Raw genomic sequence first — 26269 nt, 5'->3', positions numbered from 1 at the left:
GCTTCGCATTTCTATTCGTAAATATAATGTTATTTTTGAACCAAATAATTTATGATGAAGCAAATTCTCTACAAGTTTATATTCTTAAGGCTGATGGGATGGAAGATTATTGGCACCATTCCCCCTGAAGTTAAAAAATGTGTATTGATAGTTGTCCCGCATACAAGCTGGCATGATTTTTACCTCGGACTTTTCACAAGAGGGATTTTGCAAATGGATATTAACTTTGTTGCAAAAAAAGAATTGTTTCGATTTCCGTTTGGTGCTTATTTCAGATGGATGGGCGGTGAGCCTTTGGACAGGCAGAAAAATGAGAATAAAGTTGATGCCATTGCTAAAGTGTTTCTGAATAACGAAATTTTCAGATTGGCCATTGCTCCGGAAGGTACAAGAAAGAAAGTAACCGAATGGAAAACCGGTTTTTATTACATAGCCATAAAAGCCAATGTCCCGATCTTGCCGGTTGCCTTTGACTGGGGTAAAAAAGAGGTCAGGATTTTAGAACCGTTCCAACCAACAGGTGATAAAGAATCCGATTTCAAAATTCTGCAACATAATTACAAAGGAGTAGTGGGTAAAGTTCCTGAAAATAGTTTTAATCCTGAAGATTAATTATTCGGGTGAGTAACTTTTAAAAGTCCCATTTTTATAAAAAACGACAATTCGATCAATTTCTTGGTTGTTTTGCACCTCTTCAAAATTTCGCGTATTTGAAAAAAAATCTTTTTGATTTTCAAATACGCGATTTTTTTCGATACTCGGTTCAGCCGAAAACAAATCCTGCTGCACATCATTTTTTATGTCTGATTTTTTTTCTTGGTCGACATCGGAAAATAGGGTAGCGCCAGCAGACAGATTTTCGACCCTGATAGGTTCCTCAAAAAAATCACTTTTAGGAAAATTACCTTTTCCGTTTAGAATCCAATACAAATCTACTTCTGGAAATTCCTGAATTATTTTTAGTATAAAATCCAAACTTGGTTTGTTTCTACCAGAAAGTAGGTGGGACAAACTTGAACGCTGAACACCAATTTTATCTGCAAATCCTGAAGCAGATAAACCGTAATAATCCAGTATTGTTTCAAGTCTTTTTACAAAATCATCAATGTTTACCATTGTAAATTATATTTGATTAACTAAACTATTACAAATGTAAACAATTTAGTGTAATCCACCAATATTACAATTGTAATAAGTGAAAAGTACTTAATTTAAAACTTTATTTAAAAATATTTAACTAATTGATTTGCAAATAAAAACAAACTATAATTAACAACAATACTTCTTGATAAGTCTTATTAAACACCTAACTATGAATCAGTTCTAATTAGTGTTTATAAATGTAAATTTAAACAGTTTTCTTTCTGTTTACAAATGTAAAAAATAAGATGTTTACTTTTGTAAATAGAAAAATAAGCCATGGATTTTACTATTTTATTCGACAAATATAAAGAGGAGAGACTCTTTGGGAGGTATATCACCAATGAACATGTTGAACCTTTATTGCAAAACTTTAAAGCCGATTTCGAAGTTTCTGTTGCAGGTAAATCTGTAAAGGAAAAACCGATTTATACTGTTAAAGTCGGAACCGGAAAAATTAAAATTTACATGTGGTCGCAAATGCACGGAAATGAATCGACCACTACAAAAGCACTTTTTGATTTTTTTAATGTCCTTAACTCTGATTCAGATTTAGCTGCAGATCTGAAAAAAACATTTACTTTTTTATGTATTCCGATATTAAATCCGGACGGAGCAGAAGCTTATACCCGAGTGAATGCTAATGAAGTGGATTTAAATCGAGATTCTAAAGACTTGTCACAACCGGAAAGTCAGCTGGTTAGACAGCTTTTTGAGGATTTTCAACCGGATTTTTGTTTTAATCTTCATGATCAGCGTACAATATTTGCGGCAGGAAACACAAATAATCCAGCAACAGTTTCTTTTTTGTCTCCATCATATAATGAGCAGCGGGAAGTTAATGAGGTAAGACAGAAAGCAATAAACATCATTGCTGAAATGGATGCCGAATTGCAAAAGTATATTCCTAACCAAGTAGGGCGTTTTGATGATTCCTTTAATATTAATTGTATAGGGGATATGTTCCAGTCGCTTGGGGTGCCGACTATACTATTTGAAGCAGGACATTTTCAGGATGATTACCAGCGTGAAACAACGCGAAAAATGATTTTTATTTCCTATTTATCTGCTTTGCAGGCTATTTCTGAAAATCGAATTCTTGACAATAAAACATTAGAATATTTTAATATTCCTCAAAATAAATCTATTTTTTATGACTTTATTTATAAAAATGTCAAAGTAGTACTTGATAATTTTGAAAAAAGCATTACTTTTGCAGCCCATTACAACGAAATTCTTTTAGATAAAACGATTGTTTTTAAAGCGACAATCCGACAAATAGGAGGATTAGAAGATAATTTCGGACATTATACTTACGATTTCCAAAATCAATTATTTGAAAATCAAGAAGATGTTTTACCGGAAATTGATTCTGAAGCAAATTTCACCATTGGAAATTTTAGTGAAATTGTTAATGGATTGCTAAAAAAATAAAAAATTAAAAGTTTTATTGATAAAAAATTAATTTTTTATTCTTAATTTTGACTTTTTAAAATAAATAGATAAATCTTATTATGAGCAAGTTTCGTTTAGATGAAGTAGATCATCAGATATTAGATATGTTGATTGATAACACGAGAGTGCCTTTTACAGATATCGCAAAAAAATTGTTGATTTCTGCTGGAACGGTGCACGTTCGTGTTAAAAAAATGGAAGACGCCGGAATCATCCAGGGATCTTCTTTGACATTAGACTATGAAAAGCTTGGATATTCCTTTATTGCTTATGTAGGTGTTTTTCTTCACAATACATCTCAAACTAAATTTGTATTAGAAAGAATTAATGAAATTCCGTTTGTTACTGTAGCACACGTAACTACAGGTAAATTTAATATTTTCTGTAAAATTAGAGCCAGAGATACTAAACATGCTAAAGAGGTAATTTACATGATCGATGATATTGATGGTGTTTACAGAACAGAAACAATGATTTCTCTTGAAGAAAGCATTAATGACAAGAAACGCTTAATGCATACAATCTTTAAAGATCTGTAAGCGCTCAAAAAAAGAAAACCCGAAGTTAACGCTTCGGGTTTTTTATTTTAAATTTACCATTCAACCAAATTTGTATTTTATGAGCCCGAAACAACTTACCCCGGATGAATTTGCACCTTATTACAAAACATACATAGATGCTATGGAAGATAATGTGAATTTATTGGATGAATTGGAAATCAGTCTGTACAAAACCATTAAGTTTGTTCAGGATATCCCGATGGATAAATTTGATTATCGCTATGCAGAAGGAAAATGGACAATTAAAGAAATTCTTCAGCATATAATTGATGCGGAACGCGTGTTTGCTTATCGTGCTTTGCGTTTTTCAAGAAGCGATGAAACTCCTTTGCCTGGTTTTGATGAAAATAAATATGCCGATGTGGTAAATCCTATAGCGAACAAACGTCATTTAAAAGATTTGCTGACAGAACTTACTGCAGTCCGTCATGCTACAATAGCGCTCTTTAAAAGTTTTACGGAAGAAGATTTAGTAAAGAAAGGTGTGGCTTCAAATAATCCTATGTCGGTACGGGCTTTAGGGTTTGTTATTATTGGTCATCAAAATCATCATATGAATGTTTTTAAAGAAAGATATTTATAAATAAAAAAAGGAACTCAATTTTGAGTTCCTTTTTTTATTTAGTCTTCATCGCTTTCTTCGTCTTCATCAGAAGCTTCATCTTTTGGTTCCTCTTCTTCATCTTCATCGGAATTGTCTTCGATATCCAATTCTTTCAATGCGTCTAATGAATCTTCTCCTGCGTCAATATCGTCATCTTCATCGTCAAAGTTTTCGATTCGGTCTGCTAATTTCATACTTACTTTTACTAAGTAAATAGTATCTTCTGTACGTACTTCTACAGCTTCAATAGTCTCATTTTTAGCGTTTTTGAAACGGACAATATCAGAATCATCATATCCGTCAGGAAACTTCTCAACCAAAAGGGTTAAGATCTCATTCGTTAGCTTAGCGTAATCTACAATTACTCTTTTCATTCGTTGCGTTTTAATCTTTGTATCTGCTCAAATGTAATAACCTAAATTCTATTTTTCAAATAAAAAATTCCTTTTTTTTCAAAAAATTACCAACCCAAAACGTAAGCAAACATCAGTGGTGCCACGATGGTAGCATCTGATTCTACAATGAATTTAGGCGTAGTTATGTCTAATTTACCCCAAGTGATTTTCTCATTAGGAACTGCTCCTGAATAAGAACCGTAACTTGTTGTAGAGTCGGAAATCTGGCAGAAATAGCTCCAGAACGGAACATCATGCATTTCCATATCCTGATACAACATCGGAACGACACAAATAGGGAAATCACCTGCAATACCACCACCAATCTGGAAGAAACCAATTCCTTTTCCAGCACAGTTTTTAGGATACCAATCTGCTAACCACATCATGTATTCAATACCGCTTTTCATTGTAGTAGCTTTGAATTCACCTTTAATGCAGTAAGAGGAGAAAATATTACCCATTGTACTGTCTTCCCATCCGGGAACAACAATAGGTAGGTTTTTTTCAGCTGCAGCTACCATCCATGAATCTTTCGGATCGATTTCATAATACTGTTCCAATACACCTGAATTGATCATTTGGTACATGAATTCATGTGGAAAATAACGTTCTCCTTTAGAATCCGCATTATTCCAGATGTTAAATAAATGCGATTGTAAACGACGGAAAGCTTCTTCTTCAGGAATACAAGTGTCAGTTACACGATTGTAGTGGTTTTCTAATAAATCCCATTCTTCCTGCGGACTCAAGTCGCGGTAGTTTGGAACTCTTTTATATGAATTATGAGCAACAAGGTTCATAATGTCTTCTTCAAGATTTGCACCAGTACATGAAATGATGTGCACCTTGTCCTGACGAATCATTTCGGCTAATGATTTTCCAAGCTCTGCAGTACTCATCGCACCTGCAAGTGTAATCATCATTTTTCCGTTGTCTAATAAATGCTCTTCATATCCTTTTGCTGCATCTACAAGCGCTGCGGCATTAAAATGAAGATAATGTTTTTCAATAAACTGACTGATAGGTCCTTTGCTCATTTTCGTTTCTATTATGAAATTATTTTTTCTTGTTATATCCTAAAATCTCTAAAACTTCTTCGACTCTTTGTTGTTCTGAGAAAACCTCAGTTGCAAAAATTCCGTTTTTATCCTTATCAATAAGGATGTGTTTCGGTTGTGGCAAAATACAGTGGCTTAAACCTCCGAAACCACCAATCGTTTCCTGGTAAGCTCCTGTATTAAAGAATCCGATATATAATGGCTTTTCTTTATTATATTTAGGAAGGTAAACCGCATTCATGTGCTGCTCGGAGTTGTAATAATCGTCGCCATCGCAAGTCAAGCCTCCTAAAAGAACACGCTCGTAAGTGTCATTCCAACGGTTAACTGCTAACATTACAAAACGTTTGTTGATTGCCCATGTATCCGGTAATGTTGTGATGAAGGAAGAATCAATCATATTCCAGTTTTCACGATCATTTTGTTTTTTCTGATATAAAACCTGGTATAATGCTCCTCCGGATTCGCCAACAGTGAAAGAACCGAATTCAGTGAAAATATGAGGAACCGGAACTTCGGCTTCGTCGCAGGCAATTTTGATCTGATTCAAAATCTCATCCACCATATATTGGTAGTCATATTCGAATGCCAATGAACTTTTGATAGGGAATCCACCACCAATATTCAAACTGTCAAGGCTAGGGCATTCTTTTTTCAGGGCAATGTAAACTTTCATACATTTTAAAAGCTCATTCCAATAGTAGGCAGTGTCGCGAATACCTGCGTTGATAAAAAAGTGAAGCATTTTTAACTCAACTTTTTTATTGTCCTGGATTTGCTTACGGTAAAACGGAACAATATCTTTATATCCGATTCCTAAACGTGAAGTATAGAATTCAAATTTAGGTTCTTCCTCAGCGGCGATACGGATACCGATTTTGAATTTGCCGTCAATTTGTTCCTGAAGCAAGTCCAATTCTTCAAAATTATCGATTACAGGAATTGTATTTCTGTGTCCGTTGTTGATTAAACGGGCAATATTAGTAACATATTGATCGCGTTTAAAGCCGTTGCAGACAACAAATGTATTCTTGTTTATTTTTCCTTCTTCCATCAATCGTTCAACAATATCGATGTCAAATGCAGAAGAAGTTTCAATGTGGATGTTATTTTTTAAAGCTTCATTTAAAATAAATTCAAAATGAGAACTTTTGGTACAGTAGCAGTAAAAATATTTCGCCTCATAGTGGTGTTTCTCCATTGCATTTCTAAACCACATTTTGGCTTTGTTGATGTTTTGGGAAATCTTAGGCAAATAGGTAAATTTTAAAGGTGTACCGTATTGCTCTACCAATTTCATTAAGTCGATGCCATGAAACTGAAGGTTGTCTTTATTTAAAGTGAATTCTTCCTGAGGGAAGTAAAATGTTTGGTTGATTAAGTCAAAGTATTTAGTATTCATTTGAATAATAAGTTGTTAGATTATAAAATTACTATTTTTTATTTAAAACAACTTGCTTTTCAAACTCTAATATTTGCATATACTATCTGAAGTTCATCATGTAGTGGGTTGGCAAACTCAAAAACGTCAAAATTTTGAATACTCTTTATAGAGAACACAATACGCTGCAACCGCAACAGTAATTTGTTTTGTCTGTTATTCCTGTCGGAACGAAATGTAGTATTCTGAGTTTTTTTCATTGGCACAAAAGTAAAAAATATAAAAACGTATTTAAAAAGAATTTTGTAAAAAAAAGTTAGTTTTTATAATCTTCAAAAGCTTTAAAAATCAGGTTGTTTGCTGCGAATTGATTGATTTTTATATCTCCGATTCCGTTTAACAGTGCGAATTGTATTTTTCCGAACTCATTTTTTTTATCGTGAATAAGAAGGGAAATGATTTGCTCAATATCGTTTTGCGTAAATTCGACAAGCCCGAAAATATCAAGTATAACCGATTTAATTTCGTTGTATTCTTCTTCTGAAATTAAAGATTTTTCCATCGAAAGATAACCTTCCAGAATCATTCCTACGGCAATAGCTTCTCCATGGAGAAGGGCTTTTTTTTCTTCATTCTCAAGAAAATAACTCTCTATCGCATGGCCTAAAGTATGACCAAAATTTAACGCTTTTCGGATGCCGTTTTCGGTCGGATCCTGTTTAACCACATTGTTTTTTATTTCAACAGACTCATGAATTAAAACGCCTAAATCATCTGTACTTAAACTATTTAAGTTTTTAAATTTATTCCAATACACTTTATTCTGAATCAAACCATGCTTCAGCATTTCTGCCAGGCCGGAACGCATTTCATTTTGCGGTAAGGTTGACAGGAAATTAGTATCGATCAATACGGCTTTTGGGGTGGTTATGGTTCCGATTTGGTTTTTCAGGTTTCCTAAATCAACACCGTTTTTGCCACCAATTGAAGCGTCAACCATCGCTAAAAGAGTAGTGGGTACATTAATATACTCTATTCCTCTTTTAAATGTAGAGGCGACAAAACCTCCTAAATCAGTAACAACACCGCCGCCAAGATTGATTATGATACTTTTTCGGTCTGCTCCAAGTTCGGTTAAAGCAGACCAGATTTCAAAACAGGTTTCTATGTTTTTAAATTGCTCGCCGCACTCAAATTCGATGATTTCCAGCGGAACTTCAGTAGCCAGGTTGGCAATGAAATCAGGCAGGCAATATTCGCTGGTTTTACTGTCAACAACTATAAATGCTTTCGAATAAACGTCAGGTTGAAGCTCCGAACTTAAATAGGTGTAAATTGAATCATTAAAATAAACCGAATATCCGTTGGCTTTTATTGTCTGCATTTTTCAAGTATTGATAATAGTTGAGCAAAATAAGGTATTTTTTATCAATTATTTTCAAACCATGTGTATATTTGTATGCCTATTTATAAATTTACAATGGAAAAAATATTCAACAATACAGAGGTTGCCTTCGCTTTAAAAAGCAACAACGAATTAACTAGAGCACATTTTCTTTTTAAATTAATTGGAAATCCTTCATTGGTAAAAATTGGAACATCGTTAACTAATTTTGCTTTAAATTTCCATCTTCCTGTAGAAGGATTGATCCGTTCAACTGTTTTTGATCATTTTTGCGGAGGAATTAGTGAAGACGACTGCCTTAAGGTTGTTGATAAAATGTATACTAAAAAGGTTTCTTCGGTTTTAGATTATTCTGTGGAAGGAAAAGAAGAAGAGGCGCAGTTTGATGCTGCTTTACAAATGACTTTAAAAACAATTGAGTTCGCTAAAGCCAAAGAGGCAATTCCTTTTGCAGTGTTTAAACCAACCGGTGTAGGACGCATTGATTTGTACGAAAAAATAGGGGAGAAGAAAGCACTGACTGAGACAGAAAAAGCAGAATGGAATAAAGTGGTGGCGCGTTTTGAGACCATATGTAAAACAGCTTTTGAAAAAGATGTGATGTTGTTGATTGATGCAGAAGAAAGCTGGATGCAGGATGCTGCTGATGATCTGGTTACGGATATGATGCGCAAATACAATAAAGAAAAAGCGTTAATTTTCAATACCCTGCAAATGTATCGCTGGGACCGTTTGGACTATCTGAAAAAACTTCACGAAATAGCCAAGGCAGAAGGTTTTCATATCGGAATGAAAGTGGTGCGTGGTGCATATATGGAAAAAGAAGCTGATAAAGCGAACGAAAAAGGATATAAAAACCCGATTTGCGTTTCAAAACAGGCTACAGACGATAATTATGATGCTTGCATTGACTACATGATGGCTAATATTGATAAAATGGCCATTTTTGCAGGTACTCATAACGAATTAAGTTCTTATAAACTTATGGAACTGATGGCACAGAAAGGAATTGCTAAAAACGATAAACGCATTTGGTTTGGTCAATTATATGGTATGAGCGACAACATTAGTTATAATTTAGCCGAAAGCGGTTATAATGTTGCCAAATACCTTCCGTTCGGGCCGGTTCGTGACGTTATGCCATATCTGATTCGCCGAGCTCAGGAAAATACTTCTGTGGCAGGACAGACCGGAAGAGAATTAATGCTTCTGGAAACTGAAAAGAAAAGAAGAAAATTATAAGTAATAAATGAGGCTGTTCCTTTTGAAACAGCCTCATTTATTTTATACTTACACTTTTTTTGGATTATGTCTTTTATACTTACACAGTTAGTGAGATACTTCATTTAAATAGTACTATTCCTTTATAATCTTTCTGTTTGTTTTGACCTTGTCGCCTATACTCAAAATATAAACCCCTTTTGGCAGATTGTCTGTTTTTATAACTGAATTAACTTCATTTAGTTTTCCTTTCATAATGGATCTTCCTGATTGATCATAGATGATGTATGGCAAATCGAGAGTATTTCCATTGATATTTACATGCAGTTCATTGTTTATAGGGTTTGGATAAACACTAAACAAATTGTCAAGGGTTGATTCGTTTGTGCTTAATGCACTACTTAGCTTAACTATCCAATAATCATAGTCACCGTGATTTTCAGTCACATCATTATTGTTTGAATTAGAGTATCCTGCAATTGCATATCCTCCATCGGCAGTTTGTTTAATGGATGTTATTTTATCTGCACCAGTCCCTCCAAAAGATTTCTGCCATTGGATATCCCCTACAACAGATAGTTTAAGTACCCAATAATCAAAATCACCATGATTTCCGGTGACATCTCCATTATTTGAATTAGAAAATCCAGCAACTATATATCCTCCATCGGAAGTTTGCTGAATAGAATATGCCTCATCAATAAGAGTCCCTCCAAAAGATTTCTTCCAATCGATGTCTCCTGTATTGGTCAGTTTAACTACCCAATAATCGGTACCACCATGATTTTCGGTAACATTACCATTATTTGAATTGGAGTGAGCGGCAATTATATAGCCTCCATCGGCAGTCTGCAAAATTGAATATGTAGCATCTAAATTGGTTCCTCCTAAAGATCGCTGCCACGCCATTGTTCCTGTGCTGGTCAGTTTAACTGCCCATACATCATAATAACCATGAGGATCGGTAACGTCGATATCATTTGAATTAGTGTCTCCGGCAACTATATATCCTCCGTCAATGGTTTGTTGTATTGAGCATGCATAGTCATTAAGAGTTCCCCCAAAGGATCTTTCCCATTCGATAACTCCCATGCTGTTTAGTTTAACTACCCAATAATCAAAACCACCTTTATTTATTGTAACATCGCCATTATTTGAATTAGTTTGACCGGCAATTATATATCCCCCGTCGGTAGTTTGTATTATGCAACTTGCCTCATCCCTTAGTGTTCCACCAAAAGATTTCTCCCAATCGATAACTCCTATGCTGTTTAGTTTCACTATCCAATAATCAGAGCTGCCGTGGTTTTCGGAAACATCACCATTATTTGAAGAAGAGGTTCCTGCAATTATATAGCCTCCATCAGTGGTTTGTACTATTGAATCTGCTATCTCATTGCCAGTTCCTCCAAAAGATTTCTTCCAATCGATGCTTCCTGAATTGGTCAGTTTAATTACCCAATAATCAGTACCGCCGTGATTTTCGGTAACATCACCATTATTTGAATTAGAGTGACCGGCAATTATATAGCCACCATCGTAAGTTTGCTGTATTGAGGTCATTACATCAATCCCAGTGCCTCCTAAAGATCTCTGCCAGGTAATGGATGGCTGTGAGTAACAATAAATAAAAGTTAAGAATATTACTAGTAAAAGTGAATATTTTTTCATGGAATTATGAATTTAATATTTAGCAAAATAAAGTTACGTTTTTTTTTGACTAAAATTAATTTAAATGATTGATTTTCAACATTTTACATATAAATATATTTGTTGTTATTTTGTTGATTTTATGGTTGTGGGATGGGGCAGTATATCTTAGCAGGGGATTGAATTTTCTTATCTCTTTCAAATTCTCCGGATAAATTTTTAGGTATAAAAAAATCATTTCTGAGAGGTTTACTTTAGGTATCCATTTTTGACATAATTTAAGTTTCAAAATACCCTATGTTGTTCCGGATAATATTTTCTTTGATTAAAAGCCTGATTTAAATTGCAGCTTTAGGCTAACCTGAATGTGGTCTATATGATGGAAAATAGTGAGCAATTACAATTAGGCTCCAATATACCAAAGAGGCTGATGAAGCACAAGGGTAGTGGTAAAAACGGCAATTGTACCAGTTTGGTCAGTTACATGGGATGAACGACAGTATAAGTTTTAGTGGAAAACGGACATTAGCCTAGTTCAGGAAAATAATTCGGCAGTATGACAGATGGGAAGGGGGGTGATGCTTCTTGCAACTGAAAAGAAAAGGAGATCGTTATAAAAAATGAAACCCATTAATTTTGGGTTTTTTATTTATAGGAAGCGCATTAAAATCAGAAAGCCCGGAAAAACAATCAGGTTAATAATTATTTGGTAAAGTCGTTTGACTTTGATTTTTTCAAGTAGTGAGTTTAAAAGTAAAAGCATTCCAAAAAGCACAAAAAAATAGACTACAAATACCATCCAGTTCCCTAAGTCTTTCATCCATCGGAAATTGTAGTAGCCTTCATCTATAAAGAAAAGAAATTGAGCTACTATAAAACTGTTTAAGGCCGAAAAAAGTGGCAGGCTAAGTTTCATAATGCTTTTTTAGTAATAACGAAATTTTTGAAGGTATAGTATAAAAAAAACTCCTCAAGATAATTGAGGAGTTTTTTGTGGGCGATGAGGGGTTCGAACCCCCGACCGCTCCCGATAAAATCGGGATGCTCTGAATCAGCTGAGCTAATCTTGTTTTCCGATTAATTCCTGAATTTTAATTTTACTTTTCCAAGATTTAATTTGCAACTCTCTTTGCTGCGCTTGTTCTTTTGTTTTGTACTTTTCGATATAAACAATTTTCCAATCATTTACATTACCTGTAAAACCTTTGCTTTTTTGATTGTGTCGAACTATTCGTTCTTCCAAATTAGAGGTGAAACCAATATAATAACGATTTTTAGTTTCGCTAAAAAGTATGTAAACAATAAATTTCATAAAGTATAATAATAAAAAAACTCCTTAATTTCTTAAGGAGTTTTTTGTGGGCGATGAGGGGTTCGAACCCCCGACCCCCTCGGTGTAAACGAGGTGCTCTGAACCAGCTGAGCTAATCGCCCTATTTAATGCTTTCAAGTATTCCCTGATTGCTGTGCAAATATACAGCAGGATTTTGATTATGCAAGATTTTTGATGGTTTTTTTACTGTTTTTTTACGTCTTTCAATACAACTCTTTCAGTGTAATTGATCATTTCTACAGTAATTGGCTCATTTTTAATGTTTTTGCCTTCGATGATATACAGTTTCCCGTTTTCGAAAGGTTTGTTGCTTTTGTCAAAATCTACGTCACCATACTGCATGCAATTTTTGATATCCTCCACAGTAACCCATTTTTCATTGAATTTTGCCTGAGCCTCTTTGGAGTAGGAAATAGGTTTGCTTCTCAGGTCTTTTAAAACCCGGCAATTTGGCATGTAGCAAAATTCTGTTTTCTTCTGTTGAAAGAAGAATACTAAGAACATTCCGCCCAAAAGCAGTCCAAAAAGATAATACGCTAAACGGTGTACGAATTTCATGGTAATTAATTTGCAGCAAAAGTAATCAAACAATCGGCTATTACCAACTTAAAATACAATCAGGTTTATATCGCGGTAAGAAATGTTAAACCAATCGGCAATGGATTTATTTGTTAGGATGCCATGGTAAAAATAAACCCCGTTTTTTAATCCTCTGTCACAACGTATAGCACTTTCAAGTCCGCCGTCATCGGCAATTTTCAACAAAGAAGGTGTAATGATATTGCTTATCGTCATAGAGGCCGTTTTGGAATAACGGGACGGGATATTAGGAACGCAATAATGAATTACATTGTTCTTGATAAAAGTAGGTTTTTCATGTGTTGTGATTTCCGAAGTTTCAAAGCAGCCTCCGGTATCTATACTTACGTCAACAATAACGGCTCCTTTTTTCATATGTTCAACCATAGTTTCTGTTACCACGACTGGTGTCCGGTTTTTTCCGCGCATGGCTCCGATCGCTACATCACAACGGCGCAAGGCTTTTAATAACGATTTTTCCTGAATAGTGGAAGTAAAGACACGTTGGTTTAACATATTTTGCAATCGGCGCAATTTTGTAATGGAATTGTCAAATATTTTTACGGTAGCTCCCAATCCAATGGCTGTTCTTGCGGCATATTCAGCAACAGTTCCAGCGCCTAGAATGACAACTTCTGTTGGGCGAATTCCTGTGATGTTTCCCATCAGCAATCCTTTTCCGACCGATTGATTAATCATCAACTCAGCTGCTATAAGTACCGAAGCAGTACCCGCAATTTCACTGAGTGATTTTACGGCAGGGTAGGAACCATCCTCATCTTTAATAAATTCGAAGGCCAGTGCGGTTATCCTTTTAGCTGCCAGGGCTTCAAAATAGGCTTTCTTTTGTGTTTTTAACTGAATTGCCGAAATAAGAAAGGTTTGCGGATTCATCAGTTCGATTTCATCAAGTGTAGGCGGTTCTACCTTAAGAATCATCGGGCAGCTGAAAACCTTTTTGGTATCACTTGTGATTTTCGCACCGGCATCACTGTATTCTTTATCAGAAAAACTTGAATTTGCTCCGGCACCAGATTCAATTAACACCCTGTGTCCGTGTGAGGTTAAAGAATTTACAGCATCAGGAGTAAGGCAGATACGTCTTTCCTGATACGATGTTTCTTTAGGTATTCCTATAAAAAGAGCACTTTTGTGCTTTTCTATTTCTAACTTCTCTTCTTGAGGGAGCAGTTGTTGTTTGGAAAAAGGTGTTATTGACATGCTTAATTTTATGAATTGTTCACAAATTACGAAATTTTAGCAAAAAACCATAATCATTTAACGGTCAAATGTCTTTTTCCGTTTGGCAAAAGTTTTATGTGGATTGCGGAATGATCAAGTGGAATCAAATTTGGTGTTTTTTCAGGCCATTCTATAAAACACCAGTTCCCGGAATAAAAATATTCATCAAGGCCCATATCGTATGCTTCTTCTTCAGAATTTAACCGATACAAATCAAAATGATAAATGATGTCGCCATTTGCGGCTTTGTATTCATTTACTAACGAAAATGTCGGGCTGGATGCCATATGCTTAACGCCCAGATAGCTTACCAATTCTTTTATTAATGTGGTTTTTCCCACGCCCATATCGGCGTGGAAAGTGACCACTTTTTTTATACTGTTGGCAAAAATCTGTTTTACAACGTCCTGAATTTCTTCAAGAGTGAACGTGATTTCCATAAATGTATCGGCTTTATTTGACTGTAAGAAATTTACAAATCAAATATACCTATTTTGGATTGAAAACCAAGAAAGGAACAATCATTTCTTCCAAAGAAATTCCGCCATGCTGGTAGGTATTGCGGTAATAACTTACATAATGATTGAAATTATTAACATAAGCAAGAAATAAATCATTCTTTGCAAAAATGAAGGAGCTACTCATGTTTATTGCCGGCAAACCAATTTTTTTCGGATCTTTCACAGCATACACGTCTCTATCTTCATAGGTAAGGCTTCTTCCGGTTTTATAGCGTAAGTTTAAACTCGTTTGTTTATCGCCGATTACTTTAGAAGGGTTTTTGCAGTTGATGGTTCCGTGATCTGTTGTTAGAATCAGTTTGAATCCCTGCTGTTGTGCTTGCTGAATAATTTCCAGAAGCGGTGAATTCTTAAACCAACTCAATGTTAGCGATCGATATGCTTTATCATTGGAAGCTAATTCTTTTACTACTTCCATTTCTGTTTTTGCATGCGAAAGCATATCCACGAAGTTATAAACAACAGTAGTTAAATCATTGCTTTTTAATCCTTTGAAGTTGTCAACCAGTTTTTTTCCGTCTTTAAAATTGGTTATTTTATAATATTCCTGTTTGATGTCAATGCGAAGACGTTTTAACTGTTCGGTTAAAAATTCTGCTTCATACAGGTTTTTTCCGCCTTCATCAATATCATTTTTCCAGTATTGCGGAAAGTTTTTCTCCATTTCCAAAGGTGTTAAACCTGAGAAAATTGCATTTCGCGCATATTGTGTAGCTGTAGGAAGAATGGCAAAATAGCTGGTTTCCTTTTCTAGTTTATAATGATTGTTAACCACGCTTTCAAAAGCTTTCCATTGATCGTAGCGCAGATTGTCAATCACGACAAACAAAATCGGTTTATCTTTTTTACGGATTTCCGGAACCACAAGTTTTCTGAAAATTTCATGGGATAGATAAGGACGGTCTTCTTCGGTAGCAAACCATTTTTCATAGTTTTTTTCAATGAATTTCCCGAATTGCGAATTGGCTTCCGTTTTCTGGCTTTCCAATATTTCCACCATGCTTTGGTCTTCGATGTTTTCCAGTTCAATTTCCCAAAACAATAGCTTTTTGTATAATTCTACCCAATCTTCATAAGAGTTGACCATTGCCATATCCATAGCAATCTTTCTGAATTCTTTCTGATAATCTAAAGTAGTTTTTTCGGAAACCAGACGCGAATGATCTAAGTTCTTCTTCAAACTCAGTAAAATCTGATTCGGATTTACCGGTTTGATAAGATAATCGGCAATTTTTGAGCCGATAGCTTCCTCCATGATGTATTCTTCTTCACTTTTGGTAATCATGATTACCGGTGTAGCCGATTTTTTTTCCTTGATTTCAGCCAAGGTTTCCAATCCACTTAAACCGGGCATGTTTTCATCCAAAAAGACGATATCAAAATTTTGATCTTCGAAAATTTCAATAGCGTCTTGCCCGTTATTACAGGTGGTTACGTTGTATCCTTTCTTCTCAAGAAACAAAATATGGGGTTTCAACAAGTCAATTTCATCGTCAACCCAAAGTATTTTTATATCGCTCATGATGTTTCGTTATATAATTTATAATGCAATATATAGATTTAACAACGGAATCAGGTTAAAATTATTGTAAAAATAAACGTATTGTTTCGTAATATTTTTTCTAAAGATTGAAAGCGTATTTTTTAAAAAGTAGTATTTTGTATAATGGTAAATCGCAATATATTTGAAATACAGAAACAATTTTTAACATGATGACTAATCAGAAATATACAATAAGAAATGCCAAACCCGGAGAATTTGCCGAAATCGGGAAACTGATGGTTCAGGTTTATTCTCAGCTTGAAGGTTTCCCGAAAGAATCCGAACAGCCAAATTATTATAAAATGCTTGCCAACATTGGTGATTTGACCAATAACCCCGGAACAGAGCTTTTAGTTGCGGTTTCCCAAGATAATGAAATTGCAGGCGGAGTTGTTTTCTTCAATGATATGAAATACTATGGTTCGGGGGGAACAGCAACCAAAGAGGTGAATTCTGCCGGTTTCAGGCTATTGGCTGTAAGTCCAAAAGAACGAGGAAATGGTGTTGGAAAATTACTGACAGTTGAATGCATTGAAAAAGCTAAGAATAAAAAACTAAACCAAGTAATTATTCATTCAACCAAAGCCATGGCCATTGCCTGGAAAATGTATGAAAACATTGGTTTCAAGAGATCCGAAGATTTGGATTTCATGCAGGGAGAGTTGCCTGTTTTCGGATTTAAACTGACACTTGAGTGAAATAGAGCAAAGCATAAAATAAAAAAGATGAACATTTTAGTAGTCATCTTTTTTATTTTGCAAAGTGTATTTTTAGTGTCATTTTTTAGGTTTAGCCTCTTTATAAGGATGCTCTTTTAATTCCACGATTAGAAATTTAACGGTAGTTTCTCCAACATTTTCAGTAACATGGGGACGTTCTGGATCTCCATAACCTGAAACACCGGTAGTTAATACCATCAGTTCATCTTTTCCGTCTTTGTAATGAATCATGATTTTTCCATCAGATAGTGCATAGTAGAAATGCGCCGGATGGGTATGCATATCTGTTTTTTGACCGGGTTCAATCGATATCTCTACCGCATGAATCAATTTGTTGTCTACTAGATTATTCATCATCTTATTTGAGCCCATATTATTGGATTCTATTTTTTTGTCCTGGGCCACAGCTCCTAATGTAAATAGCAAAAGAACGAACATTCCTTTGACTAAAGTTTTTTCAAAGTTTTTCATAAGGATTTTTTTAAAGAATTATACTGTAAAAACAATTGTAAAATGAACAATAAAATTACAGATTTTAACACGATTATACAATCAAAAATTGATTTAAATAGTTGATTTGTAATTGATTGTGGTTTTATTTAAATAGTTTAAATTTGAACTGTTTTAAGTAGATTTGTAAAGGATGTAAGAAAAATATACCTTTGAAAAAACTAATCTAATCCACTAAATTTTAAACTATATGAAATTTAAACATTTTGCACTTCTTGCTGCAGGAACATCCTTAGCATTAACAAGTTGTAAAAACAAGGAAACCTCCGAATTAATCCAACCTGATCCCTTGGCAATAAACAGGGATACGACTTTAAATCCTGGAGAAAATTTTTTCCATTATGCTAACGGAGGCTGGTTCAAAAAACATCCGATTCCTGAAACTGAAAGCAGCAACGGAATTTTCAGAACCATCGGTGATACCATCAACGCCCAAATAAAAGCAATCTGTATTAAATCTTCTGAAGATAATGAGGCTGCGAAAGGGAGCAACAAACAGAAAATAGGGGATTTTTATGCTTCAGGAATGGATACTTTAGCCATTGAAAAAGCAGGAATCAATCCGCTTAAAGCTGAAATGGCCAGAATTGACGCTATTAAAGATGTTAACTCTTTATCAGAAACCATCGCCTACATGCATACCATCGGAACTGGTCCGGCATTTAACTTTTATCTGGGGCAGGATGATAAAAACAGTACGAAATATGCTTTGTTTTTCTCTCAAGGTGGATTAGGACTTGGAGACCGCGATTACTATTTCAATACCGATGAGGAAACAGTAACCATCCGAAAAGAATATCAAAAACACCTTCAGGCTATGATGCAGCTTATTGGACAGGATAAAACCTCGGCTTCTAAAAATGCGGCTACAATCATGAAAATGGAAACAGATTTAGCTAAAGTTTCACGTAAATTAGAAGCCCTTCGTGATCCAATAAAGAACTACAATAAAATGTCGGTTACCCAATTTAAAGCATTGGCTCCTAATTTAAGTGTTGATAAAATGCTGGCAACTTTGAAAGTAGCTAAAGCCGACTCTGTTATTGTAGGTCAACCTGAATTTTACAAAGGATTGAATGAATTAACAAAAACATATGCCATTGAAGACTGGAAAGTGTATTTAAAATGGACTTTAGTAGACAGTTATGCATCGTATTTAAATAATGCAATCGAAGTACAGAATTTCAAATTCTATTCTACAGTAATGAATGGGGTAAGCAAACAAAAACCGAGATGGAAAAGGGTAGTGAGTACTACAGATGCTTCCCTTGGAGAGTTGATTGGTCAGGTATATGTTGATGAATATTTACCAAAAGGAACTAAAGAAAAACTTCTGGAAATAGGTAATAACATCAGGGACGTTTATGCCGAACGCATCAAAAAATTAGATTGGATGAGTCCTGCCACAAAGCAAAAAGCATTGGTAAAACTGAGCAAAATTGTCATGAAAGTCGGATATCCTGATAAATGGAAAGACATGAGCAGTGTTTCCATTGACAGAAAATCATATTGCGCTAACGTAATGAATACCAATAAATGGGAATACGATTATATGATTGCCAAATATGGGAAACCGGTGGACAGAACAGAGTGGGGTATGTATCCACAAACTTATAACGCCTACTACAACCCAAGCAATAATGAAATTTGCGTTCCAGGCTGTAATATCATCGTTCCTGGATTTGAAGGAAGAATGCCGGACGATGCTGTTTTATACGGAATCATAGGCGGATCGACATTCGGACATGAAATCACTCACGGTTTCGACGATCAGGGAAGTCAATATGATGAAAAAGGAAACTTAAACAATTGGTGGACGGCAGAAGATCTGATAAAATTCAAAGCCAAAACAAAATTAATCGTTGAACAGTTTAGTAAATACGAAGCGTTGAAAGGTAAATTCGTAAATGGAGATGCGACGCAAGGCGAAAATATTGCTGATTTAGGAGGTGTTGTTATGGGATATGAGGCATTTAAGAAGACCAATCAATTTAAAAACAAAGACAAAATTGCAGGTTTGAATCCGAATGAGCGCTTCTTTTTAGCTTATGCTTATGCTTGGATGGTAAATGTTAAAAATGAAGCTTTAGCGCAGCAAATCATGACCGATGTTCATGCTCCGGCGCAATTCCGAATTAACGGACCGCTAAGTAATATGCCTGAATTCTACGCGACATTTAAGATTAAGGAAGGTGATAAAATGCATCGTCCGGAAAGCGCCAGAGTATTTATTTGGTAAGTTCTAGATAGTCAAAATCAACCACCCAAAAGGGTGGTTTTTTATTTCTGATTGGTTTGAGGAAGTTGTCAATGTTAAATTTCCTATATTTGTTTAAATATTATACTTGCGTGAATCAGATTAACAAGCTCAAAATACTTAACGACCCCATTTATGGTTTTATAACCATTCCGAATACCTTAATTTACGACTTAATACAACATCCTTATTTTCAGCGGTTACGACGTATTTCCCAAATGGGAATGTCCTATCTTGTTTATCCGGGTGCGCATCATACGCGTTTTCATCACGCTTTAGGCTGTATGCATATTATGCAGAAAGCTGTTCAGACGTTACGCTTTAAAGAAGTGGAAATTTCCGAAGATGAAGAAAATGCGCTTTATATCGCAATATTGTTGCATGATATCGGGCACGGACCATTTTCACACGCCATGGAGCACAGTATTGTGGAATCGGTTCATCATGAAGAGATTTCATTATTTTTTATGAATGAACTGAATCGTGAATTTGACGGAAAATTATCTTTGGCTATCCAGATTTTCAAAGGAGAATACCACAGAAGATTTATGCTGCAACTTATTTCCAGTCAATTGGATATGGACCGAATGGATTACCTGAAGCGAGACAGTTTTTACACTGGTGTTGCTGAAGGAAACATCAATTCGGAACGATTGATTCAGATGATGCACGTTGTGGACGATGTTTTGGTTATTGAAGAAAAAGGGATTTACTCAGTAGAGCAGTTTTTAGTGGCAAGACGATTAATGTATTGGCAGGCTTATCTGCACAAAACCAGTCTTGTGGCCGAATTAACGCTGACAAAAATTTTGAAACGCGCCAAAGAGCTCACTCAAATGGGCACAATGCTTCCTTGTAGTGAACCGTTACAGTTTTTTATGCAGAATAAAATTGACTCTAGCGGTTTCGACAACCCGACTTTAAAAAAATTCGCATTATTGGATGATTTTGATGTCGTCAGCGCCATAAAATCATGGCAATTTCATGATGATTTTGTACTTTCTTCTTTAAGTAAGATGATCATCAATCGGGATTTGCTTAAAATCAGAATGGTTTCAGATAAAGTGAGCAAAGGACATATGGGCGATTTGAAATCGAAAATGATGAACCTTCACAATTTATCTGAGAAGGAAGTTAATTATTTTATTTTTAAGGGTAAAATCAAGAATCAGGCCTATAATAAAACCGGAGAACCAATCCATATTTATAAGAAAGATAAAACCATAGAAGATGTGGTTGAAGCTTCTGACCAGCTGAATTTAAAAGCTTTATCAAAACCGGTGACAAAATATTTTATCTGTTTTCCAAAAGTACTCTTAGAAAGTTAAGATTCGATTAAATTTTATATTTTTGCACAGATAAAACGAGCTATGCTGAAAACAGACATGCAACAAACAAAAATGCGAGTTTTATCTTATACCTAAGGTAAATTTAAATGATATAAGATGAAATTTACAGCAGAACAAATAGCTGGTATTTTAGAAGGTGAAGTTGTTGGGAACCCATCAGCGGAAGTCTACAAATTGGCTAAAATAGAAGAAGGGACAGAAGGTTCACTTACTTTTTTGGCTAATCCTAAATACCTAAACTACATATACACTACAAAAGCGACTATTACCATAGTAAATTCGACTTTTGAACCAGATCAGCCAATAACTACCACTTTAATCAAAGTGGAAGATGCCTATAAATCGTTTTCCAAACTTCTGGAATACTACAATCAGGTAAAACTGATGAAATCGGGTATCGAACAACCTTCCGTTATTTCCGAAAATGTTGAATACGGTGAAAACCTGTATTTAGGAAGCTTCTGTTATATTGGGAAAAATGTAAAAATCGGTAATAACGTAAAAATTTACCCTAACAGTTTTGTGGGGGATAACGTTATTATTGGAGATAATACTGTCTTATTTGCAGGTGTTCGTATTTATTCTGAAACAGAAGTTGGTAATAACTGTACGATTCACTCGGGTTCAATCATAGGATCAGACGGATTTGGATTTGCTCCTCAGGAAGACGGAACGTATTCGAAAGTACCGCAAATCGGAAATGTAATTATCGAAGATAATGTCGATATCGGTTCTTGTACTACTATAGACAGAGCTACTCTAGGTTCAACGGTTATCCGTAAAGGCGTAAAACTAGACAACCAGATTCAAATTGCCCACAATGTAGAAATTGGAGAGAATACAGTTATTGCATCTCAAACAGGAGTGGCAGGTTCAACCAAAATTGGTAAAAACTGTATGATTGGAGGTCAGGTTGGTATCGCGGGGCATTTAATAATCGGTAATGGCGTACGAATCCAGGCGCAATCCGGAGTCGGAAGAAACATCAAGGATGGAGAAGCTATTCAAGGAAGCCCATCTTTCAATTACGCCGATTTCAGCAAATCATACGTTCATTTCAAAAACCTGCCGAAAATCGTAGACGATTTGAACAAACTAAAAAAAAAGAAAACTAACTAAACTAAATAAAATAACCATGGTTAAGCAAACAACCATCAAAAACGAAGTTTCATTAAAAGGAGTAGGGTTACACACCGGCCAGGAAGTAACAATGACATTTAAGCCGGCACCAGTTAACAACGGATTCACATTTGTTCGAGTTGATTTGGAAGGTGAGCCGATTATAGAAGCTGATGCAAATTATGTCGTAAATACTCAAAGAGGTACAAATCTTGAAAAATTAGGCGTTAAAATCCAGACATCAGAGCACGTATTAGCTGCTTTTGTTGGATGCGATGTTGATAACGTTATCATAGAATTAAATGCTTCTGAGCCTCCAATTATGGATGGTTCTTCAAAATATTTCGTGGAAGCCATTGAAAAAGCAGGTGTAGTAGAGCAGGATGCTGAGCGAAATGTTTATGTTGTTAAAGAAGTTATTTCATATACAGACGAAGCTACCGGAAGTGAAATTACAGTAATTCCTTCTGATGAGTATTGTGTAACTGCTATGGTTGATTTTGGTACAAAAGTTTTAGGTACTCAAAATGCTAACATGAAATCCATTGGTGAATTCAAATCAGAAATTGCTGATTGCCGTACTTTCAGCTTCCTTCATGAATTAGAAGGTTTGCTTCAAAATGGTTTAATCAAAGGAGGTGACTTAAATAACGCTATCGTTTATGTTGATAAGGAGATTTCCGACGAGACAATGGAACGTTTGAAAGTGGCTTTCGGAAAAGATACTATTTCCGTTAAACCAAACGGCGTTTTAGATAACCTTACTTTGCATTATCCAAATGAGGCTGCTCGTCATAAATTACTTGATGTGGTAGGGGATTTGGCATTAATCGGAACAAAAATAAAAGGAAAAATTATCGCTAATAAACCCGGACATTATGTGAACACTATGTTTGCAAAAAAATTGTCCAAGATTATTAAAAACGAACAGAAAAATCAGGTTCCTGTTTTCGATTTAAACAAAGAGCCTTTGATGGACGTAACTAAAATCATGTCGATGTTGCCACACAGAAATCCGTTCTTGTTGGTAGACAAAATTTTAGAAATGTCAGACAGTCATGTGGTCGGATTAAAAAATGTTACAATGAATGAAGAATTCTTTATTGGACATTTTCCGGGAGCTCCAGTTATGCCGGGTGTTTTAATTATCGAAGCTATGGCACAAACCGGAGGTATTTTAATTTTAAGTACCGTTCCGGATCCTGAAAACTACTTGACGTATTTCATGAAAATAGACAATGTGAAATTCAAACACAAGGTTTTACCAGGGGATACTTTAATCTTTAAATTATCGTTATTATCGCCAATCCGTCGCGGAATCTGTCATATGCAGGCCAGCGCTTATGCAAATGGTAAATTAGTTACTGAAGCCGAATTAATGGCGCAAATTGTAAAAAAGAACTAAAAAAGAGAATATGAATCAACCTTTAGCCTATGTTCATCCGGGAGCAAAAATTGCCAAAAATGTGGTAATTGAGCCCTTCACAACCATTCACAATAATGTTGAAATTGGTGAAGGAACCTGGATTGGTTCAAATGTAACCATAATGGAAGGCGCACGTATTGGTAAGAATTGCAATATTTTTCCCGGTGCTGTAATTGCTGCAGTACCTCAGGATTTAAAATTTGGAGGTGAAGATTCACTTGCGATAATAGGTGATAACACAACTATTAGAGAGTGTGTTACGGTTAACAGAGGAACCATTGCTTCAGGACAGACTAAGATTGGAAAAAACTGCCTGGTTATGGCAACTGCGCACATTGCTCACGATTGTCATATCGGGGACAATGCCATCATTGTAAACGGAGTGGCTTTAGCCGGACACGTTACTGTTGGTGATTATGCAGTTATTGGAGGATTAGCTGCGATACATCAATTTGTTTCCATTGGGGATCATGCTATGATTTCAGGTGGTTCATTGGTTCGTAAAGATGTTCCTCCTTACACAAAAGCAGCTAAAGAACCATTATCATACGTTGGAATCAATTCTGTTGGACTTAGAAGAAGAGGCTTTTCAACTGAAAAAATTCGCGAAATTCAGGATATTTACAGAATTCTGTTCCAAAAAACCTACAATACCACTCAGGCATTAGGTATCATTGAAGCAGAAATGGAAGCAACTCCGGAACGCGATGAAATTATCCTTTTTGTCCGTAATTCACCTCGAGGAGTTATGAAAGGTTATACAGGAAGCATTTAATAAAAAATAAAACAACTAAATAAATCAAAATGGCAAGTACAGCTGATATCAGAAACGGATTGTGTATTAAATTCAACCACGATATTTATAAAATTGTTGAATTCTTACACGTTAAACCGGGTAAAGGTCCTGCTTTCGTAAGAACCAAACTTAAAAGTTTAACAAACGGAAAAGTATTGGATAATACATTTTCTGCAGGTCACAAAATTGATGTTGTTCGTGTAGAAACACATACATTTCAATTTTTATATGCTGAAGGACAGGAGTTCCACTTTATGAACAACGAAACTTTCGAGCAGATTTCATTAAACAGAGATATCCTTGATGCTCCGGACTTATTAAAAGAAGGAACTAACGTGATGGTTCAGATCAATACTGAAACCGATGCTCCGTTAGCTGTAGATATGCCTGCTTCGGTAATTCTTGAGGTAACTTATGCAGAGCCGGGAGTAAAAGGAAATACTGCTACCAATGCAACAAAACCGGCTACTGTTGAAACAGGAGCTACGGTAAACGTTCCTTTGTTCATCAACGAAGGTGATAAAATCAAAATCGATACAGCTTCAGGTTCTTACATGGAGCGCGTAAAAGAATAATTTGAAGTTTCCGGTAATCAGTGTTTGTTTATGAAAACAGATACTGATTGCCATGAACTTTTACTGATACTAATACTATTATGAAATTTCCAAAGACACATACTCTGAAAGAGATAGCCGACATTATTCAATGCGAGTATGTGGGTGATGATCGTTTTCCGGTTCACGGAATGAATGAAATTCACGTCGTAACACGAGGTGATATTGTTTTTGTTGATCATCCTAAATATTACGATAAAGCGCTGCAATCGGCTGCTACTATTGTTTTAATAAACAAAAAAGTAGATTGCCCTGACGGCAAAGCTTTGCTGATTTCCGACGATCCGTTTCGTGATTTCAATAAACTAACACGACATTTCCGACCATTCCTGTCTTCTAATTCAGCAATCTCGGGAACTGCCGTAATTGGTGAAGGTACTGTAATTCAGCCGAATTGTTTTATCGGAAATAATGTGGTTATCGGTAAAAATTGTCTTATTCATTCTAATGTTTCCCTTTATGATAACACTGTTATAGGAAATAATGTTATCATTCATTCTGGAAGTATTTTAGGTGCAGATGCATTCTATTATAAAAAACGTCCAGAAGGTTTTGATCAATTATTATCCGGCGGGCGTGTAGTTATTGAAGACAACGTTGGAATAGGGGCATTGTGTACCATTGACAAAGGAGTTACCGGAGACACTACAATTGGCGAAGGAACTAAAATTGATAATCAGGTGCATGTGGGCCACGATACTGTTATCGGAAAAAAATGTCTTATTGCCTCACAAACCGGAATTGCCGGATGTGTGATTATAGAAGACGAAGTAACTCTTTGGGGACAGGTTGGCACCACTAGTGGAATTACAATCGGTGAAAAAGCGGTTGTTTTAGGTCAGACCGGTGTTACTAAATCAGTAGAAGGAGGAAAAACTTATTTCGGGACTCCAATAGAAGAGTCGCGGGAGAAATTAAAGCAATTGGCTAACGTTAAAAAGATTCCGGAAATACTTAATAAGTTGAACAAAAATGACGGCTAAAGCAATAGTTACGGAATTCTATCATTCCGGATCGCTAAGAAGTAAAGAAATCCTTCAACGATTTCTTCATGATGAATTGGATTTTCATTGGCACAGTTCCAAAGGATTTCTGCAATTAAATAAAAGTGATTTGATTGAATTATCTTGTGAAATGGAACGTTCATATACTTCATCACGTATAAACATAAGTCATGTTTTACAGGATGATAATATGGTTACTGTCAGATTCACTTATTATGTAACACCCATTGAAACGCCTTCGGAAGAAACAGTTTTGGCACATTTTGTTACTATTTGGGAAGTTAAAGAGGATAAGCTATTCCGTGGTTATCAAATGAGCCAGTTAGGTTAAATCAGGATAAAATCTTTGAAAGTTTATAGCAAAATTCTTTATATATTTCTTTCA

Annotated in this window: 27 protein-coding genes and 2 tRNA genes; 14 read left to right on the top strand and 15 right to left on the bottom strand. The window is 35.4% G+C overall.

Annotated elements, in window-relative coordinates; all coding sequences use genetic code 11:
- The first annotated feature begins 54 nt into the window (after positions 1-54).
- Positions 55-612 (top strand): 1-acyl-sn-glycerol-3-phosphate acyltransferase, encoded by a 558-nt coding sequence (locus tag LZF87_RS10800; RefSeq protein ID WP_244343819.1) that lies wholly within the window; start codon positions 55-57, stop codon positions 610-612.
- Here the strand turns inward: LZF87_RS10800 and LZF87_RS10795 are convergent, their stop codons facing one another.
- The gene (locus LZF87_RS10795; RefSeq protein WP_244339021.1) at positions 613-1116 is read right to left on the bottom strand and encodes a helix-turn-helix domain-containing protein; all 504 of its coding nucleotides are present in this window, start codon (positions 1114-1116) and stop codon (positions 613-615) included. It lies immediately after the preceding gene.
- A 303-nt stretch (positions 1117-1419) separates the two neighbouring features.
- Between LZF87_RS10795 and LZF87_RS10790 the strand changes: the two genes are divergently transcribed.
- From LZF87_RS10790 to LZF87_RS10780, 3 genes are all read left to right on the top strand, one after another.
- Complete coding sequence (locus LZF87_RS10790) at positions 1420-2574, top strand: M14 family metallopeptidase (RefSeq protein ID WP_244339020.1); 1155 nt, start codon at positions 1420-1422, stop codon at positions 2572-2574.
- A gap of 80 nt (positions 2575-2654) precedes the next feature.
- Complete coding sequence (locus LZF87_RS10785; protein WP_035629822.1) at positions 2655-3134, top strand: Lrp/AsnC family transcriptional regulator; 480 nt, start codon at positions 2655-2657, stop codon at positions 3132-3134.
- 79 nt (positions 3135-3213) lie between these two features.
- The gene (locus LZF87_RS10780; RefSeq protein ID WP_244339019.1) at positions 3214-3738 is read left to right on the top strand and encodes a DinB family protein; all 525 of its coding nucleotides are present in this window, start codon (positions 3214-3216) and stop codon (positions 3736-3738) included.
- A gap of 38 nt (positions 3739-3776) precedes the next feature.
- Here LZF87_RS10780 and LZF87_RS10775 read toward each other — a convergent pair whose 3' ends face one another.
- The 4 genes from LZF87_RS10775 to aroB all read right to left on the bottom strand — a co-directional run bounded on the left by LZF87_RS10775 (position 3777) and on the right by aroB (position 7980).
- Positions 3777-4133 (bottom strand): hypothetical protein, encoded by a 357-nt coding sequence (locus LZF87_RS10775; RefSeq protein WP_244339018.1) that lies wholly within the window; start codon positions 4131-4133, stop codon positions 3777-3779.
- Between the two features lie 86 nt (positions 4134-4219).
- Complete coding sequence (locus LZF87_RS10770; protein ID WP_244339017.1) at positions 4220-5194, bottom strand: deoxyhypusine synthase family protein; 975 nt, start codon at positions 5192-5194, stop codon at positions 4220-4222.
- A gap of 19 nt (positions 5195-5213) precedes the next feature.
- The gene (locus LZF87_RS10765; RefSeq protein ID WP_244339016.1) at positions 5214-6617 is read right to left on the bottom strand and encodes an arginine decarboxylase; all 1404 of its coding nucleotides are present in this window, start codon (positions 6615-6617) and stop codon (positions 5214-5216) included.
- Positions 6618-6912: 295 nt separating this feature from the next.
- Complete coding sequence (gene aroB, locus LZF87_RS10760; protein ID WP_244339015.1) at positions 6913-7980, bottom strand: 3-dehydroquinate synthase; 1068 nt, start codon at positions 7978-7980, stop codon at positions 6913-6915.
- 96 nt (positions 7981-8076) lie between these two features.
- On the opposite strand from aroB, the gene LZF87_RS10755 reads away from it, so the two are divergent.
- On the top strand, positions 8077-9243 hold the full coding sequence (locus LZF87_RS10755; RefSeq protein ID WP_244339014.1) for a proline dehydrogenase family protein: 1167 nt from the start codon (positions 8077-8079) through the stop codon (positions 9241-9243).
- A gap of 114 nt (positions 9244-9357) precedes the next feature.
- Here the strand turns inward: LZF87_RS10755 and LZF87_RS10750 are convergent, their stop codons facing one another.
- From LZF87_RS10750 to LZF87_RS10710, 9 genes are all read right to left on the bottom strand, one after another.
- Positions 9358-10893 (bottom strand): T9SS type A sorting domain-containing protein, encoded by a 1536-nt coding sequence (locus LZF87_RS10750; protein ID WP_244339013.1) that lies wholly within the window; start codon positions 10891-10893, stop codon positions 9358-9360.
- A gap of 628 nt (positions 10894-11521) precedes the next feature.
- Entirely contained in the window at positions 11522-11788 is a 267-nt protein-coding gene (locus LZF87_RS10745; protein WP_244339012.1) for a hypothetical protein, read from the bottom strand.
- Positions 11789-11866: 78 nt separating this feature from the next.
- Positions 11867-11938: transfer RNA gene (locus tag LZF87_RS10740), tRNA-Lys, on the bottom strand.
- Positions 11933-12184 carry a GIY-YIG nuclease family protein gene (locus LZF87_RS10735; RefSeq protein WP_244339011.1) on the bottom strand — a complete coding sequence of 84 codons (252 nt, stop codon included), beginning with the start codon at positions 12182-12184 and terminating at the stop codon, positions 11933-11935. Before LZF87_RS10735 ends, LZF87_RS10740 begins: the two co-directional genes overlap by 6 nt.
- A 47-nt stretch (positions 12185-12231) precedes the next feature.
- Positions 12232-12306: transfer RNA gene (locus LZF87_RS10730), tRNA-Val, on the bottom strand.
- Between the two features lie 82 nt (positions 12307-12388).
- The gene (locus tag LZF87_RS10725; RefSeq protein WP_244339010.1) at positions 12389-12763 is read right to left on the bottom strand and encodes a DUF4258 domain-containing protein; all 375 of its coding nucleotides are present in this window, start codon (positions 12761-12763) and stop codon (positions 12389-12391) included.
- 48 nt (positions 12764-12811) lie between these two features.
- Positions 12812-14005 (bottom strand): alanine dehydrogenase, encoded by a 1194-nt coding sequence (locus tag LZF87_RS10720; protein ID WP_023572538.1) that lies wholly within the window; start codon positions 14003-14005, stop codon positions 12812-12814.
- Positions 14006-14058: 53 nt separating this feature from the next.
- Complete coding sequence (tsaE, locus tag LZF87_RS10715; protein ID WP_023572537.1) at positions 14059-14466, bottom strand: tRNA (adenosine(37)-N6)-threonylcarbamoyltransferase complex ATPase subunit type 1 TsaE; 408 nt, start codon at positions 14464-14466, stop codon at positions 14059-14061.
- 49 nt (positions 14467-14515) lie between these two features.
- Positions 14516-16069 carry a bifunctional response regulator/alkaline phosphatase family protein gene (locus LZF87_RS10710; protein ID WP_244339009.1) on the bottom strand — a complete coding sequence of 518 codons (1554 nt, stop codon included), beginning with the start codon at positions 16067-16069 and terminating at the stop codon, positions 14516-14518.
- A 188-nt stretch (positions 16070-16257) separates the two neighbouring features.
- On the opposite strand from LZF87_RS10710, the gene LZF87_RS10705 reads away from it, so the two are divergent.
- Positions 16258-16788 carry a GNAT family N-acetyltransferase gene (locus tag LZF87_RS10705; RefSeq protein ID WP_244339007.1) on the top strand — a complete coding sequence of 177 codons (531 nt, stop codon included), beginning with the start codon at positions 16258-16260 and terminating at the stop codon, positions 16786-16788.
- 78 nt (positions 16789-16866) lie between these two features.
- On the opposite strand, the gene LZF87_RS10700 is transcribed toward LZF87_RS10705, so the two are convergent.
- Positions 16867-17247: a cupin domain-containing protein gene (locus LZF87_RS10700; RefSeq protein ID WP_244339005.1), complete on the bottom strand. Its 381-nt coding sequence runs from the start codon at positions 17245-17247 to the stop codon at positions 16867-16869.
- Positions 17248-17509: 262 nt separating this feature from the next.
- Here LZF87_RS10700 and LZF87_RS10695 point away from each other — a divergent pair, with 262 nt between their 5' ends.
- The 8 genes from LZF87_RS10695 (at position 17510) to LZF87_RS10660 (ending at position 26215) form a co-directional block, all read left to right on the top strand.
- On the top strand, positions 17510-19558 hold the full coding sequence (locus tag LZF87_RS10695) for a M13 family metallopeptidase (protein WP_244339003.1): 2049 nt from the start codon (positions 17510-17512) through the stop codon (positions 19556-19558).
- Positions 19559-19668: 110 nt separating this feature from the next.
- On the top strand, positions 19669-20904 hold the full coding sequence (locus tag LZF87_RS10690; RefSeq protein WP_244339001.1) for an HD domain-containing protein: 1236 nt from the start codon (positions 19669-19671) through the stop codon (positions 20902-20904).
- A 117-nt stretch (positions 20905-21021) separates the two neighbouring features.
- The gene (gene lpxD / locus LZF87_RS10685) at positions 21022-22044 is read left to right on the top strand and encodes a UDP-3-O-(3-hydroxymyristoyl)glucosamine N-acyltransferase (protein ID WP_244338999.1); all 1023 of its coding nucleotides are present in this window, start codon (positions 21022-21024) and stop codon (positions 22042-22044) included.
- Between the two features lie 16 nt (positions 22045-22060).
- Complete coding sequence (locus tag LZF87_RS10680) at positions 22061-23449, top strand: bifunctional UDP-3-O-[3-hydroxymyristoyl] N-acetylglucosamine deacetylase/3-hydroxyacyl-ACP dehydratase (RefSeq protein ID WP_244338997.1); 1389 nt, start codon at positions 22061-22063, stop codon at positions 23447-23449.
- 10 nt (positions 23450-23459) lie between these two features.
- Positions 23460-24245: an acyl-ACP--UDP-N-acetylglucosamine O-acyltransferase gene (gene lpxA, locus LZF87_RS10675; RefSeq protein WP_244338995.1), complete on the top strand. Its 786-nt coding sequence runs from the start codon at positions 23460-23462 to the stop codon at positions 24243-24245.
- Positions 24246-24274: 29 nt separating this feature from the next.
- Positions 24275-24841, top strand: a complete 567-nt coding sequence (efp, locus tag LZF87_RS10670; RefSeq protein WP_244338993.1) for an elongation factor P — start codon at positions 24275-24277, stop codon at positions 24839-24841.
- 80 nt (positions 24842-24921) lie between these two features.
- On the top strand, positions 24922-25863 hold the full coding sequence (locus tag LZF87_RS10665; RefSeq protein ID WP_244338989.1) for a UDP-3-O-(3-hydroxymyristoyl)glucosamine N-acyltransferase: 942 nt from the start codon (positions 24922-24924) through the stop codon (positions 25861-25863).
- Positions 25853-26215 (top strand): nuclear transport factor 2 family protein, encoded by a 363-nt coding sequence (locus tag LZF87_RS10660; RefSeq protein ID WP_244338987.1) that lies wholly within the window; start codon positions 25853-25855, stop codon positions 26213-26215. Before LZF87_RS10665 ends, LZF87_RS10660 begins: the two co-directional genes overlap by 11 nt.
- Positions 26216-26269 lie beyond the last annotated feature (54 nt).

Source organism: Flavobacterium enshiense (assembly GCF_022836875.1).
In the GTDB taxonomy this organism is placed as follows: domain Bacteria; phylum Bacteroidota; class Bacteroidia; order Flavobacteriales; family Flavobacteriaceae; genus Flavobacterium; species Flavobacterium enshiense_A.
This window is presented reverse-complemented; position numbering and strand designations above follow the sequence as displayed.

Coding starts and splice junctions, on each gene's coding strand:
- LZF87_RS10695 (WP_244339003.1), top strand. CDS start 17,510: ATGAAATTTAAACATTTTGCACTTCTTGCTGCAGGAACATCCTTAGCA.
- LZF87_RS10665 (WP_244338989.1), top strand. CDS start 24,922: ATGAAATTTCCAAAGACACATACTCTGAAAGAGATAGCCGACATTATT.
- LZF87_RS10720 (WP_023572538.1), bottom strand. CDS start 14,005: ATGTCAATAACACCTTTTTCCAAACAACAACTGCTCCCTCAAGAAGAG.
- LZF87_RS10750 (WP_244339013.1), bottom strand. CDS start 10,893: ATGAAAAAATATTCACTTTTACTAGTAATATTCTTAACTTTTATTTAT.
- LZF87_RS10770 (WP_244339017.1), bottom strand. CDS start 5,194: ATGAGCAAAGGACCTATCAGTCAGTTTATTGAAAAACATTATCTTCAT.
- LZF87_RS10700 (WP_244339005.1), bottom strand. CDS start 17,247: ATGTTCGTTCTTTTGCTATTTACATTAGGAGCTGTGGCCCAGGACAAA.
- LZF87_RS10660 (WP_244338987.1), top strand. CDS start 25,853: ATGACGGCTAAAGCAATAGTTACGGAATTCTATCATTCCGGATCGCTA.
- LZF87_RS10800 (WP_244343819.1), top strand. CDS start 55: ATGAAGCAAATTCTCTACAAGTTTATATTCTTAAGGCTGATGGGATGG.
- aroB (WP_244339015.1), bottom strand. CDS start 7,980: ATGCAGACAATAAAAGCCAACGGATATTCGGTTTATTTTAATGATTCA.
- LZF87_RS10795 (WP_244339021.1), bottom strand. CDS start 1,116: ATGGTAAACATTGATGATTTTGTAAAAAGACTTGAAACAATACTGGAT.
- LZF87_RS10765 (WP_244339016.1), bottom strand. CDS start 6,617: ATGAATACTAAATACTTTGACTTAATCAACCAAACATTTTACTTCCCT.
- LZF87_RS10680 (WP_244338997.1), top strand. CDS start 22,061: ATGGTTAAGCAAACAACCATCAAAAACGAAGTTTCATTAAAAGGAGTA.
- LZF87_RS10735 (WP_244339011.1), bottom strand. CDS start 12,184: ATGAAATTTATTGTTTACATACTTTTTAGCGAAACTAAAAATCGTTAT.
- LZF87_RS10710 (WP_244339009.1), bottom strand. CDS start 16,069: ATGAGCGATATAAAAATACTTTGGGTTGACGATGAAATTGACTTGTTG.
- LZF87_RS10785 (WP_035629822.1), top strand. CDS start 2,655: ATGAGCAAGTTTCGTTTAGATGAAGTAGATCATCAGATATTAGATATG.
- LZF87_RS10725 (WP_244339010.1), bottom strand. CDS start 12,763: ATGAAATTCGTACACCGTTTAGCGTATTATCTTTTTGGACTGCTTTTG.
- LZF87_RS10780 (WP_244339019.1), top strand. CDS start 3,214: ATGAGCCCGAAACAACTTACCCCGGATGAATTTGCACCTTATTACAAA.
- lpxA (WP_244338995.1), top strand. CDS start 23,460: ATGAATCAACCTTTAGCCTATGTTCATCCGGGAGCAAAAATTGCCAAA.
- LZF87_RS10705 (WP_244339007.1), top strand. CDS start 16,258: ATGATGACTAATCAGAAATATACAATAAGAAATGCCAAACCCGGAGAA.
- LZF87_RS10755 (WP_244339014.1), top strand. CDS start 8,077: ATGGAAAAAATATTCAACAATACAGAGGTTGCCTTCGCTTTAAAAAGC.
- lpxD (WP_244338999.1), top strand. CDS start 21,022: ATGAAATTTACAGCAGAACAAATAGCTGGTATTTTAGAAGGTGAAGTT.
- LZF87_RS10775 (WP_244339018.1), bottom strand. CDS start 4,133: ATGAAAAGAGTAATTGTAGATTACGCTAAGCTAACGAATGAGATCTTA.
- LZF87_RS10745 (WP_244339012.1), bottom strand. CDS start 11,788: ATGAAACTTAGCCTGCCACTTTTTTCGGCCTTAAACAGTTTTATAGTA.
- tsaE (WP_023572537.1), bottom strand. CDS start 14,466: ATGGAAATCACGTTCACTCTTGAAGAAATTCAGGACGTTGTAAAACAG.
- LZF87_RS10790 (WP_244339020.1), top strand. CDS start 1,420: ATGGATTTTACTATTTTATTCGACAAATATAAAGAGGAGAGACTCTTT.
- efp (WP_244338993.1), top strand. CDS start 24,275: ATGGCAAGTACAGCTGATATCAGAAACGGATTGTGTATTAAATTCAAC.